At 60.4% G+C, this 15,059-nt stretch carries 8 protein-coding genes and 1 pseudogene; 7 read left to right on the forward strand and 2 right to left on the reverse strand.

Going from position 1 to position 15,059, the window contains the following annotated elements:
- The first annotated feature begins 115 nt into the window (after positions 1–115).
- From C9F12_RS05105 to C9F12_RS05115, 4 genes and pseudogenes are all read left to right on the forward strand, one after another.
- Entirely contained in the window at positions 116–1,324 is a 1,209-nt protein-coding gene (locus tag C9F12_RS05105) for a type I secretion C-terminal target domain-containing protein (RefSeq protein ID WP_162816393.1), read from the forward strand.
- A gap of 137 nt (positions 1,325–1,461) precedes the next feature.
- On the forward strand, positions 1,462–1,641 hold the full coding sequence (locus C9F12_RS22460) for a hypothetical protein (RefSeq protein WP_162816394.1): 180 nt from the start codon (positions 1,462–1,464) through the stop codon (positions 1,639–1,641).
- Positions 1,642–1,731: 90 nt separating this feature from the next.
- Positions 1,732–1,992: pseudogene (locus C9F12_RS05110) on the forward strand (IS110 family transposase); the annotation flags it as partial.
- A gap of 1,675 nt (positions 1,993–3,667) precedes the next feature.
- Complete coding sequence (locus C9F12_RS05115; protein WP_162816395.1) at positions 3,668–8,560, forward strand: YadA-like family protein; 4,893 nt, start codon at positions 3,668–3,670, stop codon at positions 8,558–8,560.
- 187 nt (positions 8,561–8,747) lie between these two features.
- On the opposite strand, the gene tsaA is transcribed toward C9F12_RS05115, so the two are convergent.
- On the reverse strand, positions 8,748–9,485 hold the full coding sequence (tsaA, locus tag C9F12_RS05120) for a tRNA (N6-threonylcarbamoyladenosine(37)-N6)-methyltransferase TrmO (protein ID WP_045992834.1): 738 nt from the start codon (positions 9,483–9,485) through the stop codon (positions 8,748–8,750).
- A gap of 283 nt (positions 9,486–9,768) precedes the next feature.
- Here tsaA and C9F12_RS05125 point away from each other — a divergent pair, with 283 nt between their 5' ends.
- Positions 9,769–10,290 (forward strand): GNAT family N-acetyltransferase, encoded by a 522-nt coding sequence (locus tag C9F12_RS05125; RefSeq protein WP_045992833.1) that lies wholly within the window; start codon positions 9,769–9,771, stop codon positions 10,288–10,290.
- Positions 10,291–10,470: 180 nt separating this feature from the next.
- Here C9F12_RS05125 and nadC read toward each other — a convergent pair whose 3' ends face one another.
- Positions 10,471–11,328 carry a carboxylating nicotinate-nucleotide diphosphorylase gene (nadC, locus tag C9F12_RS05130; RefSeq protein ID WP_045992832.1) on the reverse strand — a complete coding sequence of 286 codons (858 nt, stop codon included), beginning with the start codon at positions 11,326–11,328 and terminating at the stop codon, positions 10,471–10,473.
- A gap of 107 nt (positions 11,329–11,435) precedes the next feature.
- Between nadC and ampD the strand changes: the two genes are divergently transcribed.
- Together ampD and aceE are read left to right on the forward strand one after the other, a co-directional pair.
- Positions 11,436–11,993 (forward strand): 1,6-anhydro-N-acetylmuramyl-L-alanine amidase AmpD, encoded by a 558-nt coding sequence (gene ampD, locus C9F12_RS05135; protein WP_108448208.1) that lies wholly within the window; start codon positions 11,436–11,438, stop codon positions 11,991–11,993.
- 358 nt (positions 11,994–12,351) lie between these two features.
- On the forward strand, positions 12,352–15,024 hold the full coding sequence (gene aceE / locus C9F12_RS05140) for a pyruvate dehydrogenase (acetyl-transferring), homodimeric type (RefSeq protein WP_045992830.1): 2,673 nt from the start codon (positions 12,352–12,354) through the stop codon (positions 15,022–15,024).
- Positions 15,025–15,059: the final 35 nt, after the last annotated feature.

The following is a 15,059-nucleotide window of genomic DNA, read 5'->3' on the forward strand; positions in this document are numbered from 1 at the left end:
ATCGAGTGACCTTCACGCATCAGCATGATGGTGGCACGTTCTTCAGCAGTAAGGTGGTGGTAGCAATGAGTCATAGCGATAGCGTACCTGATCGATCAGGTGTTGCACTTGCTCATTGAGACCGCCCACCAAGGGTTTCCAGACGAATGGCCATCTGAGGATTGAAGACTGGAAGAATGATGGCCATGAAGCACAGTTGGTCAGCCCGATATTCTTTGTTTCAGAAAGTAATGAGGCCAATGTAAAGACAGCGCTGCTTTACGAGTACTCGACGAATGGGTATGCCCTGGGAGACCGAGTGGCGTACAGGGTCGAGACGTTGGTGGATGGCGAATGGTCTGTATATTCAGATGCTTCTTTAACACCGTCAACCAGTTGGAAGACCTGGGATGCCGGATTTCTCGAAGCGGGGCAGTATCGAATTGTTCTCGAGATGGATAACGGAGCTGGTGGTGATGATTATCTTGCCATCGATAATATCCGTTTGGAAGAAAGAGAATACGATGTTTTCTCTTTCTTTGAGCGTGGAGAGGCAGAGATACTGGCTTCTGCAAGCGAACTGGAGATTCCGTTGTATGCTGGTGGGGAAGTGAGTAGTGAGAAAAGTGTCAGTGGCGATGAGCTTTTCGGCAGGTCGGGTGATGATGTTATTTTTGGAGACTCAATAGATACAGATGGATTGAGTTGGGTGAATGGTGATAGTGGTGAAACCTTTCTGCCGGGGCAGCACGACGGTTTTGGGTTTGAAGGTTTGCTGGAGTACTTGAAGTGGGCAGTCAACGATGGAGATATGGCTTCCGGGCAGCAGGTGCGCCAGTACATACGGGATAATCACCAGAGCCTGTGGGGTAACAGTCGAACTGACGGGGGACGGGATACACTGGATGGTGGTGAAGGCGACGATATCCTGGTCGGGGGTGGTGGCATTGACCTGCTCAAGGGAGGTGCGGGTAATGATCTTCTCGTAGGGGGGAAAGGTGCTGATACCTTCGCGTACCATCTTGCCCATCTTTCGAGAAATGAAGCTCAAGAAGAAGACACTATTGTGGACTTTACCTTGGGTTACTTCGGTAGGTTTTCTCAAGGCGATCGCCTGGATCTTTCTGATGTTGTTGAAGTGGACGAAGAGGGATCAATATCGAAGTATCTTTTAGCTCGACAGTCGGGGGAAGATACCTTGATTTCGGTCGACTCCGACGGCGTGATAGGTGACTCGGGGGAGCATGCAGACCTTTCGATCATGTTGCTAGACGTGGACATGGCGGGTAGCACCAGCGAACAGTTTCTCTCCACCTTGATCGATAACGGTCAATTGGTCGTGTAGCAGTCGCAGCTATACTGATGCGTCAAGCCCGGCTAATGCCGGGCTTTAATGAGATGGTCAGCCTGACCTCCTGAATTCAAGCAATAAGCCCAGCAGGCTATGCTTGCTGGGCTTCTTCTTTTCAGAGGACCACGCTCATGACCGCTCCCGCCATCATCGGCATCGACCTGGGCAAACGCTGCTTCCATCGGCATGCTCAAACTCGCCACGGCAAACCCTTGTTCCGCAAGGCGTTGTCACGCCAGAAACGGCTGTCGCAATTGGCTCAGCAACCTGCCTGTCGGGTGGTCGTGGAACCCTGTGCCGGAAGCCATTGACGGGCCCGTCAGATCCAGGCGTTAGGGCACGACGTACGGCTGATTTCGCCCCAGTACGTCAAGCCCTTCGTCTAGACCAATAAGAACGATTTCGTCGATGCCGAGGTGATCTGCGAAGCGGCCTCACGTCCGGTCATGCGCTTCGCAGCGATCAAGAGCGAAGACCAGCAGATCCTCTGTGCGCTACACCGTACTCGTCAAGGGCTGGTCGCCGAACGCACGGCGATCATGAATCTCCTGCACGGCTTCCTGCTCGAATTCGGGGTGGCCTTGCCGGTCGAGCATGCGGCGATCCGTCGTCTCACGAGCTATCTGGAAGGCTTGCCACCCGCTTTCGTGGCGCTGGCTTAACGCCCCCAAGGGCGCTGCACCTGGCTAGGGCTTGTCTGAAAAGTGCCTGCGCTCGGTAATACGGCGTTAAAAATCGGATCAAAATGCTCATTTACACCCCGTAAACTGCGCTTTCTCACCGATTTTTGCCTTGTCTAACCTTCGCTCGTCGACTTTTCGGACAGCGCCTAAGTGACGAGATCGAGGTTCTCGAGAAAACGCTCGAGCAGCATACCCGCTGTAATGAGAGTGCCCACCGCTTGTCGGCTTTCGATTACGGCTGGCTATGACTGCGTGGATAAGATGCAAACTACCAGTAGCCGCAATGTTTCTGAAACTGACCGGTGGTTTTGTGCCTTTTGATGTCCTTAATCAACCGAAATAAAGAAATGATCTGTGTCACGTTTTGCAATGGAAGTGACGGTGCTGCGCGTGTAGGTTTTTCTGGCTGTTTTTATTCATGCTAGTTTTGTGTCTGTAAGGTAAGTTTTTGTGCGCTATTTTTTTGACTTTTCTTACCTTGGTACAGGAGTTTATGAGGTGGAAGAGCGGTTGAAGATGGTTTTTATATAGAAGTTTATTTCTTGGTTGTGCATAAATTCGTCACGTAACTGTAGGTGGCAAGGAGGTCGGGGTGAGTGAATGGGATGGCCGTACTTTTTGGTTCGTTGACTCGCTCAAAACAGCAAAAATCGGGACCAGAAGCGTTTATATCTCCTGTATCCTGGTGTCGCTGTCCGCTGTAGGGATGACGTCTGGGCTGGGGGTGGGTAAAGCAGAGGCTAGCCCCCTCGTTGATGGCTGTTCGACTGCGGGTGGCGAGGTCGGAAAGACAACGTCAGAGGAGGCAGCGATACCTCTGGCGTCACCGATTAAAGATAGATGCGTGATACCGAATGAGGCGTCGACGCCTGCCGACAAGCCTGAACAGTTGGTCGTCAATCGTTATCTGGCGCCGATGGGTATCCAGCCCGCTGCGGGGGCATCTGCCATCCATATAGGCACCGGTGCCGTTGGCGATGGTGATGCATCTATAGCGATGGGCTACTATGCGACCACGAGTGCGGCGGCAGATTCTGGTGTTGCCCTGGGTGATCAGGCCGTTACCAGCGGTTTGGCCGGTGTCTCCATTGGGCGTGGAGCCTACGTGACAAGCAAGAATGGCGTTGCTATCGGTGGTGGGGCGCTGTCGAGCGGCACCGTCACTCGATTGAACGGCGCACAAGCTAAAGGTGTAAACGCCATAGCCATTGGCGGAGACCTGACCGGAGGGTCCGTTGCCAGCGCCACCTCGAGTCTTGCTATTGGCGCAAAGGCGACGTCCACGGCGACCAATGCGACGTCACTCGGTGCCACGGCTAAAGCGACAGGCGGCCACTCCACGGCACTGGGATCGGGCAGTGTTGCCAAGGGCGCGAAAAGTGTCAGTGTTGGCCATCTCAACATTTCCAATGGCGACAATAGCCTTGCATTGGGTGAGAGCAACTCAACATCGACAGGTGCCAAGAGCGCGATTGCCATTGGTACTTCCAACAAGATTGAAGGCGCATCGACATATGCGTCTGCGATTGGTCTCAACAACACCGTTAAAGGCAATGCAGTCCGGGTCGTTGGAAATACCAATAACGTGACTAGCGATTTTTCCGGTGTTTTCGGCTCAAGTAACACGCTGTCATCGACTGCCACAGGCGCCAATGTGGTAGGTCTTCAAAATACCGTCGCCGGCGGCTCTACCAATGTCGTGGGAAATTGGTCGAAAGCGAGTGGCAACTACTCCATGGTGCTCGGTGATTCCGGAGAGGCGTCCGCCAGCAACGCCATTGCCATCGGTACCAATGCCAAGGCCAGCGTGGCCAACAGCGTGGCCTTGGGTAACGGCGCCACCACCGAGGCGGTGGTGGGAACCACCCAGGCTACCATCGCGGGCAAGAGCTACAGTTTCGCCGGTGCGGCACCCACAGGCACTCTGAGCCTTGGCGCGGCGGCAACGACCGATAGCGGGGGCAATGCGGTAGCCAGCGTCGAGCGTACTATTACTCACGTAGCGGCTGGACGGTTATCTGTCACCAGCACCGATGCCGTTAACGGCAGTCAGCTGAACGCTACCAATCAGGCGCTGGGAGAACTGTCTGAAGGCGTGCAGGCGTTGGGAGATCTGTCAGACGGAGTGGTGGTCTACGATCGCGGCACCGGTGGCACGCTCAATGAGGGCAGCATCACCCTGGCCGGTGACGCCGGTACCCGGATCACCAATCTCACCGACGCCACCCTGTCCACCGACAGCACCGATGCGGTCACCGGCCGTCAGTTGAACGCGACCAATGTGCGGGTGACCCAGAACGAAGGCGATATCGCCAATCTCACCAGCAACCTGGGGGATATCGCCGCTGACAGCACGTACTACCAGGCCAAATCTAGTGGTAGCGGCGCCAGTTCCAGCGGCACTGACAGCCTGGCGATGGGGCCGGCGGCGGTGTCCTCGGCAACCAACGGGGTGGCTATCGGCAATGGCGCGAAGGCCAGCGTCGCCAACAGCGTAGCCTTGGGTAACGGTGCCACCACGGAAGCGGCGGTGGCCACCACCACGGCCACCGTGGCCGGTACTGACTACGCCTTGGCCGGCAGCAGCCCGACCGGTACGGTCAGCGTGGGCACCAGCGGCAGCGAGCGCACCATCACCCACGTGGCAGCAGGTCGACTCTCGGCCACCAGTACCGACGCGGTCAACGGCAGCCAGCTCCATGCCACCAATCAGGCACTGGGGGATCTGGCCGAGGGCGTAGTGGTCTACGACCGCGGTACCGGTGGCACGCTCAATGAGGGCAGCATCACCCTGGCCGGTGATGCCGGCACCCGGATCACCAACCTGACCGACGCCACCCTGTCCACCGACAGCACCGACGCGGTCACCGGCCGTCAGTTGAACGCGACCAATATCCAAGTGACCCAGAACGAAGGGGATATCACCAATCTCACCACCAACCTGGGGGATATCGCCGCCGACAGCACGTACTACCAGGCAAAATCCAGCGGTAGCGGCGCTAGCGCCAGCGGCACCGACAGCCTGGCGATGGGGCCGGCGGCGGTGTCCTCGGCAACCAATGGGGTGGCTATCGGCAATGGCGCGAAGGCCAGCGTCGCCAACAGCGTAGCCTTGGGTAACGGTGCCACCACGGAAGCGGCAGTGGCCACCACCACGGCCACCGTGGCCGGTACTGACTACGCCTTGGCCGGCAGCAGCCCGACCGGTACGGTCAGCGTGGGCACTAGCGGCAGCGAGCGCACTATCACCCACGTGGCAGCAGGTCGACTCTCGGCCACCAGTACCGACGCGGTCAACGGCAGCCAGCTCCATGCCACCAACCAGGCCCTTGGGGATCTGGCCGAGGGCGCAGTGGTCTACGACCGCGGTGCCGGTGGCACGCTCAATGAGGGCAGGATCACCCTGGCCGGCGATGCCGGCACCCGAATCACCAATCTGACCGATGGCACCCTGTCCTCCGACAGCACCGATGCGGTCACCGGCCGTCAGTTGAACGCGACCAATATCCGAGTGACCCAGAACGAAGGGGATATCACCAATCTCACCACCAACCTGGGGGATCTGGCGGCCGGTGCGGTGGTCTACGACCGCAGTGACGACGGCACGCTCAATGAGGGTAGTATTACCCTGGCCGGTGATGCCGGCACCCGGATCACCAATCTGACCGACGCCACCCTGTCCACCGACAGTACCGACGCGGTCACTGGCCGTCAGTTGAACGCCACCAATGTGCGGGTGACCCAGAACGAAGGCGATATCGCCAATCTCACCAGCAACCTGGGGGATCTGGCGGCCGGTGCGGTGGTCTACGACCGCAGTGACGACGGCACGCTCAATGAGGGTAGTATTACCCTGGCCGGTGATGCCGGCACCCGGATCACCAATCTGACCGACGCCACCCTGTCCACCGACAGCACCGATGCGGTCACCGGTCGTCAGTTGAACGCCACCAATGTGCGGGTGACCCAGAACGAAGGGGATATCACCAATCTCACCACCAACCTGGGGGATCTGGCGGCCGGTGCGGTGGTCTACGACCGCAGTGACGACGGCACGCTCAATGAGGGTAGTATCACCCTGGCCGGCGATGCCGGCACCCGGATCACCAATCTGACCGACGCCACCCTGTCCACCGACAGCACCGATGCGGTCACCGGCCGTCAGTTGAACGCCACCAATGTGCGGGTGACCAAGAACGAAGGCGATATCACCAATCTCACCACTAACCTGGGGGATCTGGCGGCCGGTGCGGTGGTCTACGACCGTAGCGACGACGGCACGCTCAATGAGGGCAGTATCACCCTGGCCGGTGATGCCGGCACCCGGATCACCAATCTGACCGACGCCACCCTGTCCACCGACAGCACCGATGCGGTCACCGGCCGTCAGTTGAACGCCACCAATGTGAGGGTGACCCAGAACGAAGGCGATATCACCAATCTCACCACCAACCTGGGGGATATCGCCGCCGACAGCGCGTACTACCAGGCCAAATCCAGCGGTAGCGGCGCCAGTGCCAGCGGCACCGACAGCCTGGCGATGGGGCCGGCGGCGGTGTCCTCGGCAACCAATGCGGTGTCCATCGGCAATGGCGCTTCAAGCTCGGTGTTTGGCGGCGTGGCACTGGGCAGCGGAGCGATCGCGAACCGCGAGGTGGCGAAGGTCTCCGGCCAGATCGTCGTGGGCAATGCCACCATTCAGTACAACACTTCGGACGCCGATCTAATGGGAGCGGTCTCCGTGGGGCGGGACGGTGAGTATCGCCAGTTGATCAACATCGCCGATGGTATCGAGGATCACGATGCGGTGACCATGCGTCAGCTCAAGGGGGCCGTGGGGTCGCTCTCGGATACGGGATCGCTGTATTTTCATGCCAACGGGGGAGGGGAAGTCGACGCCCTTGCCACCGGCGAAGGCTCCATCGCCATTGGGCCTGATACCACGGTCAATGGCGATGACGCCATCGGTATGGGGGTGAGCGCCAAGGTGGAGATAGGGGCAGCCGGTGCGGTTGCCATTGGCGACCAGAGCCACACCCTGCTGGAAGATGCGATTGCGGTCGGTAGTACGGCAGTGTCCTCGGGCGAGCAGGCGATAGCCCTGGGTGCTGGAGCCAGCGCCAATCAGGCTATGGATGTGGCGCTGGGGGCCCAGTCGACCTCACAGGAGGCAATAGGCACCGAGTCAGGCATTATCTTCGGTGAACAGCATGAATACGCCGGCACAAACCCCATTGCTACCGTCAGCATCGGTGACGAAGGGCAGGAGCGAACCTTGACCCACCTGGCCGCGGGTCGAATCTCCGCTACCAGTACCGATGCGGTCAATGGCAGCCAGCTCCATGCGACCAATAAGGCGCTTGAGGAAGTGGTGGCGTATGACCACTTCAACGACGGCAGCGTCGACTGGAACCACGTAACCCTGAAGTCGCCTGGTAGAGCCTTCGGCGGCACCGTGCTCGGTAATATTGCGGATGGGTCGCTTTCCGACACCAGTCTAGAGGCGGTCAACGGCAGTCAGCTCCACGCCACCAATGGTCGTCTCACCAATCTTGAAGGCGATGTCGGTGATATCCAGACGACCCTCGACAGCTTGGGGGGCGGCAGCGGCAACCCGGCCCAGAATGTCGTGCAATATGACCCAGATTCCAACCAGGGAAAGATCACTCTGGCTGGTGCCGACGGTGGTACCGTGATCAGCAATCTGGCCGAAGGCGATATCCATCAAGGCAGTACCGATGCGGTCAATGGTGGTCAGATCTGGGACTTGATGGAGGATATCGGCGACCTGGCACTGAGTGGTCAGGACACCAAGTACTTCCAGGCGAATTCGCAGGGAGACGCTGCCACTACTAGTGCTGCAGACACCGTTGCCATCGGAGGTGGCGCCAAGGCACAAGCTGAAGGAGGTGTTGCACTTGGTGATGGCGCTGTGGCCGATAGAGAAGGCATGAAGGGGGAGGAGGAAGCCTTTTCGCACGTGGCGGTGGAGTCATCCAAGGGAGCTGTTGCGGTCGGCAGCGAGGGTGGTGAACGTCAGATCACCCACGTCGCGGGGGGCACCGAGGACACCGATGCGGTCAATGTGCGCCAGCTCAGTGCCGTGCAAGAGGGAGCGGTCAACTACGATCGTAGCGAGGATGGCAGCGTCGACTACCACTCTGTCAGCCTGGGCAATGGCAGTGGCCCCACCCAGTTGCATAACGTGGCTGCCGGTTCGGCACCCACCGACGCGGTCAACATGTCGCAGCTCAATGAACTGAACCGCAAGTTCACTTCCGACTACAACCAACTCGACCACAAGATTGACGAAGTAGAGCGAGATGCCAGTGCGGGGATCGCGGCCCTGGCCGCCATGGGCGATGCACCCTATGTCGCAGGAAAGCTCACCTATCATGTGGGGACTGGCTACTACAACGGAGAATCGGCACTAGGTGTGAGCGTACGACGAACCGCTGATACTGGCCGCTGGAGTGTCGGGATGGGGATTGGCGCCTCCCACGGTGGCCCAACGGTCGGTCTGGGAATCTCCGGGGTCATCGATTGAGACCAGTGGGCAGGTCAAACGAAAACCTGGTCGTTCACCTTGGGTGTGGCTGTGTCGCAAGGCACAGCGGTACTGACGGTGTCGCGATCACGGATGGTGATCGGCGTCGATGCACAGTGACAGTGGGCGCGGAAGTTGAAGTAGCGGCATATGATGCTGCGGCCAGTGGAGTTACGAGCACAGCGGGTCAGTCGTTTCTTCCTGGTTCCTGCCCGGTTTCAAGGGCGTCCACGCGAAAGCGCAGGGCGCCCTTGTCGTTTTCGGCGCGAAAACGCACGTTGAAACCTCTCAGGCTGACACCGTACTGGCGATCGTCGTCACTGCCCTTGCTGCGATAGGCGGGGCGCGGGTCCTGGGCGAGGACCTGGGCGATCAAGCGACGCAAGGAACCATCGTTGTCGCTGCTGGAAAGCACCGCTTCGGCCTCGGCCGAGAACACCACCGGATGCTGCGTCGGCGCTTCAGGTGCAAAACCGGTACGGGCGTCGGGGCGACTCTCGGCCCAGGGCAGGTAGGGCTTGATATCCACCACTGGTGTGCCGTCGACCAGATCGGCGCTCTTGAGCACCAGGCTGACGCCGTCGCGCGTATCGATGTCGATCAACTCCACCAGCGAGAGCCCGAGACGGTTGGGGCGGTGGGTGCTGCGGCTGGCAAATACGCCTATTCGTGCATTTCCTCCCAGTCGAGGCGGACGGACCATCGCTTTCCAGTGGGGCGGACTAAGGTGAAAGATGAAGGTCAGCCACAGGTGGCTGAACCCCTCCAGCCCACGTACGGCCATGGGATTGGCGAAGTCGCCCTCCAGCACCAGACGAGCTCTGGCATCTTCTGCAAGCCCTGGCTGACGGGGTACGCCGAACTTGTCCGGGAAGTCGCTGCGTATGGTGCCGATGGGCGTCAGGGTATAGAGGTCGTCGGGCATGATCTGGTGAGGCTCTGATGTCGATGCTTTGATGTGGATGCTTTTACGTCGATGCTTTGATGTCGAAACTCTGATGACGCAGGAAGTGGGTCAGGGGTGACCTGAATGACTCCAGCAACGTGCTTGCAGGTATCGTGACATGACAAAGCTCCAGTTGGGCATGAAACAGCGTCGCCGGGCATCAGGGTGGTCAGGAGTGTTGGATCGAGCCCGTTATCTGATTAGGCTTGGCGAACCTCGACGCGCCGGATTATCCGTCTCCAGTCCTGCAGGAGTTCCCTACATGTCCGAACCCAGAATGTCGCAAGCCATGCCGGTCGAGCGACGTTCCCGTATTCACTATCGCGAGGCCCTCGCCAAGGATGGCTCGGATCAAGCCGAAGTGTTCTATCACGCCGTCATGATGGGGGCCAGTCGCCACTACAGTCTGGCCCAGCGTCAGGCCTGGGCTTCGGCGCTGCCCAGGGACGGTTCCGCCTGGCGTGCTCGTCAGGCATTGTTTACTACCCTGGTGGCCGAGTGTGACGGTCGCTGCGTCGGCTTTGTCGAGTTGGACCCCGGTCGCGCGCGCGTCGAGACGCTCTATGTGTGGCCCTCGCTGACCGGCCAGGGCATCGGCGGCCGCTTGCTGTCGCTTGCCGAGGAGCGCCTGAGAAACGCCGGCGCCCGGCGGATGATCATCGAAGCCAGCCTGATGCTGGCAGAGCCACTGCTCGACGCCGGCTGGGAATCCCACGGTGAAGAGTGGGTCGAGCGCGCCGGAGAGCTGCTGCCACGGCTATGCATGAGCAAGCCGTTGGAGTGACCTCCGCTGGACGCTGGAGAGAGCCCCCGCTAGAGAGAGACCCCGCTAGAGAGAGCCCCCCGCTGGAGAGCCCCCTGAGAGTAATCTCCAGGAGTGACCCCGATAGTGCCCTTCAAGAGTAGCCCCCAGGCATGGGCCAGGGTCCAGGCCGGGGGATCGCTTGTCGAAACGGGCAGGGCCTCAGCCCGCCGGGCCTTCCTCGACCATGCGCATGGACAGGTCGATGGCCTTCACGTCCTTGGTCAGTGCGCCGCTCGAGATGCAGTCGACACCTGTCTGGGCGATGGCTTTCAGCGTCGTCTCGTCGACATTGCCGGACGCCTCCAGCGTCGCCTGGCCTGCGACGCGGCGCACCGCTTCTCGCATGTCATCCAGTGAGAAGTTGTCGAGCATGATCACGTCGGCGCCGGCGGCCAGCGCCTGATCCAGTTCCTCGAAGGTCTCGACTTCCACCTCCACCGTCAGGTCACGCGCGATGCTGCGGGCCTCCTTCACGGCGCCGGCGATGCCGCCGCAGGCCGAGATATGGTTTTCCTTGATCAGGAAGGCGTCGTAGAGGCCGATCCGATGGTTGCAGCCACCGCCACAGGCCACCGCGTACTTCTGGGCGATACGCAGACCTGGCAACGTCTTGCGGGTGTCGAGCAGCCGCACACCGGTGCCCTCGAGCAGGTCGACGTAGTGGCGGGTGCGCGTGGCGGTGGCCGACAGCGTCTGCAGCAGGTTGAGAGCCGCGCGCTCGCCGGTCAGCAGGCTGCGTGCGGGGCCTGCCAGTTCGAGAAAGGGCTCGTCTGGCGTCAGTCGATCGCCGTCCGCGGCGTGCCAGGTCAGAGCGACCCGGGGATCGAGGCGGCGGAACAGCTCGTCGACCCAGGCCACGCCGCAGAGTATCGCCGGCTCGCGGCTGATGACGCGGGCCTTGCCCAGATGCTTTTCGGGAATCAGTTGGGCGGTGATGTCCACCGGACCGACGTCCTCGGCCAGCAGGCGAGCGGCACTGTTGCGGATGTCTTCGGCAAGGGCGTCCTGAAAGTGCATGGGTATCTCTGTATTGCGGCGCGTGGAGCCGACATTATAGGGGCACTAGCACCTCGACGTCAGTGGGCGAGGTGACGATCCCATATTCAGACAATGGAGACACCAGCATGCAGTGTCACGACGGGTGGCTCGACGGGGCCAGGCGAGTGCCTTCGCCCAACGTCAATGAACGACCCGAACGAGAAATATCGGCGGTGGTGGTGCATTCCATCAGTCTGCCGCCGGGTCAATTCGGCGGCGAGCACATCGAGGAACTATTCACCAACCGTCTGGATCCCGAGGCCCACCCTTACTTCGCGAGTATCGCCGGACTCAAGGTCTCGGCGCATCTGTTGATCCGTCGCGACGGAGAGTGTGTTCAGTTTGCGCCCTTCGAGGCGAGGGCCTGGCACGCGGGACGCTCCAGCTGGTTCGATGGCCATTGCCTGCGCCGCGAGCTCAACGACTTCTCGATCGGGATCGAGCTCGAAGGGGACGAGGTGTCGCCCTATCGAGACGCCCAGTACCGTGCCCTGGCCCAGGTGCTGCACGCGCTGTTTGACGCCTACCCCGAGATCACCCCCCAACGACTGACCAGTCACGCGCGAATCGCTCCCCTGCGAAAGACCGATCCCGGCCCCTCCTTCGACTGGGCGTACCTGCGGCGCTGTTTGCAGCACCGCTAGATGAAGATGCCATGCATCGTTTCGGCATAGCGCGAGCCATCACCTTCAGGTCAAACGGTAGTTTGTTTACAAGTGGCTGACTTGAGGCGCTTAAGTCATACCCCCTTTGGGTTAAGCCATTGTGTTGCAGTGCAATATGAGGTAATTGAAAAATATTTCCATAGCTGCTTCAATTGGCAGTGCAGGGCGTTTGAGGTATCTTCTTGCCCAATCGTGCTCGTTTGGCACGGACATTCTAGTAATATTACTACATGCCTGACGCTGCGAGGCGGGCGGGGAATCACCCCCTCTATCCCGCTCGCTCATTGGCCTCGATCGTGGGGCAATGGACCCCCATCGTCATTCGGAGAGACGTTCTATGAGTCTTGGTTCAAGAGAAGATCTCGATCCGGTCGAAACCCAGGAATGGTTGGATTCCCTGGAGTCTGTTCTGGATCGTGAGGGCGAGGATCGTGCCCGGTACCTGATGACGCGGCTCGCCGACCGTTATCGCCAGGACGGCATGCAGGTGCCCTTCTCGGTCACCACCCCGCATCGCAACACCATTCCGGTGCACTGCGAGGCCCCGATGCCTGGCGATCTGTTCATGGAGCGTCGTATTCGCTCGGTGATCCGCTACAACGCCATCGCTCAGGTCATTCGCAACAACAAGGCGAAGCCGGGACTGGGTGGCCACATCGCCAGCTTCATGTCCTCCGCGACTCTCTACGACGTGGGCTTCAACCATTTCTTCCGTGCCCCCAACGGCGACTTCGAAGGCGACCTGATCTACATCCAGGGTCACGTGGCACCGGGCATCTACGCCCGCGCCTACCTCGAGGGCCGGCTGACCGAAGAGCAGATGGACAGCTACCGCCAGGAAGTCGATGGCAACGGCCTGTCATCCTACCCGCACCCGTGGCTGATGCCGGAGTTCTGGCAGTTCCCGACGGTTTCCATGGGTCTGGGCCCGATCCAGGCGATCTACCAGGCCCACGTCATGAAGTACCTGCACTCCCGTGAGCTGCACGACATGCAGGATCGCAAGATCTGGTGCTTCATGGGCGACGGTGAGTGTGACGAGCCGGAATCTCTCGGCGCCATCCACCTGGCCAGCCGCGAGAAGCTCGACAATCTGATCTTTGTTATCAACTGCAACCTGCAGCGTCTCGATGGCCCGGTGCGCGGCAACTCCCGCATCATCGACGAGCTCGAGGGTGTCTTCCGCGGTGCCGGCTGGAACGTGCTCAAGGTCGTCTGGGGTCGTCACTGGGACCCGCTCTTCGAGAAGGATAAGAAGGGCATGCTGCAGAAGCGCATGGACGAGGCGGTCGACGGCGACTACCAGAACTACAAGGCCAACGGCGGTGCCTACACCCGTGAGCACTTCTTCGGCAAGTACCCGGAGACCGCCGACCTGGTCAAGGACATGTCCGACGAGGACATCTGGAAGCTCAATCGCGGTGGCCACGATCCGTTCAAGGTCTACGCGGCGTACCACGAGGCGACCACCAAACCCAATGGTCGCCCCACCGTGATCCTGGCGCATACCGTCAAGGGCTACGGCATGGGTGGCGGCGACGGCGAGGCGGCCAACGAGGCGCACCAGGTCAAGACCATGGAGTACGAGGCGCTCAAGCGCTTCCGTGATCGCTTCGGCATCCCGATCTCCGACGACCAGCTCAAGGAAGTGCCGTACTACAAGCCGGACGACGATTCGCCCGAAATGAAGTACATGCACTATCAGCGCGAACAGCTAGGCGGCTATCTGCCGAGCCGTCGCAATGACTTCGAGGCGCTCGAGATTCCCGGCCTCGATGACAAGACCTTCGCCTCCCAGACCGGCGGCTCCAAGGGCCGCGAAGTGTCCACCACCATGGCCTTCGTGCGGATCCTCAATGGCCTGGTCAAGGACAAGAAGATCGGCAAGCGGGTGGTCCCGATCATCCCCGACGAGGCGCGCACCTTCGGTATGGAGGGCATGTTCCGTCAGCTCGGTATCTACACCTCCGAAGGCCAGAAGTACGAGCCGGTCGACAAGGGCCAGATCATGTTCTACCGCGAGGATCAGAAGGGTCAGATCCTCGAGGAAGGCATCACCGAGGCCGGCGCCATGTCTGCCTGGATTGCCGCGGCCACCTCGTACTCGAACAACAACACCACTCTGCTGCCGTTCTACATCTACTACTCGATGTTCGGCTTCCAGCGGATCGGTGATCTGGCCTGGGCCGCCGGTGACATGCAGGCTCGCGGCTTCCTGTGCGGTGGTACCGCCGGTCGTACCACGCTCAACGGCGAGGGTCTCCAGCACCAGGACGGTCACAGCCTGCTGCAGGCAGCGATGATCCCGAACTGCCGCACCTATGACCCGACCTACGGGCACGAAGTCGCGGTCATCGTGCAGGATGGTCTGAAGCGGATGTTCTCCGACAAGGAAAACTGCTTCTACTACCTGACCCTGATGAACGAGAACTACGAGCACCCCGAGCTCGAGGAGATTCCCGCCGAGGACATCATCAAGGGCATGTACCTGCTGCGCGAGACCAAGGGCAAGAAGGGCCACGTCCAGCTGCTGGGCTCCGGTACCATCCTGCGCGAGGTCGAGGCTGCCGCCGAGATACTGGCCGAAGAGTGGGGTGTGGGCTCCGACATCTGGAGCGTGACCAGCTTCAATGAGCTGCGTCGCGAGGCCCTGGGGCTCGATCGTCAGGCCTTCATCAACCCGGATGCGGACCCCGAGAAGCCTCACGTCACCAAGTGTCTGGAAGGGCGCAAGGGACCGGCGATCGCCTCGACCGACTACATGAAGCTGTACGCCGACCAGGTCCGCGCCTGGGTGCCGACCGACTATCATGTACTGGGCACCGACGGCTATGGTCGCTCCGACACCCGCGAAGCGCTTCGCCGGTTCTTCGAGGTCGACCGCTACTACGTCACCGTGGCGGCGCTCAAGGCGCTGGCCGATCGTGACGAGATCGACCGCAAGGTCGTGGCCGAGGCACTCAAGAAGTACGACATCGACCCGAACAAGCCCAACCCGCTCGAGGTGTAAGGCATCGGTTGGACTGTCCGGTGGCATGGCGGGCC

Source organism: Halomonas sp. BN3-1 (assembly GCF_003056325.1).
GTDB classification, from domain to species: Bacteria; Pseudomonadota; Gammaproteobacteria; order Pseudomonadales; family Halomonadaceae; genus Halomonas; species Halomonas litopenaei.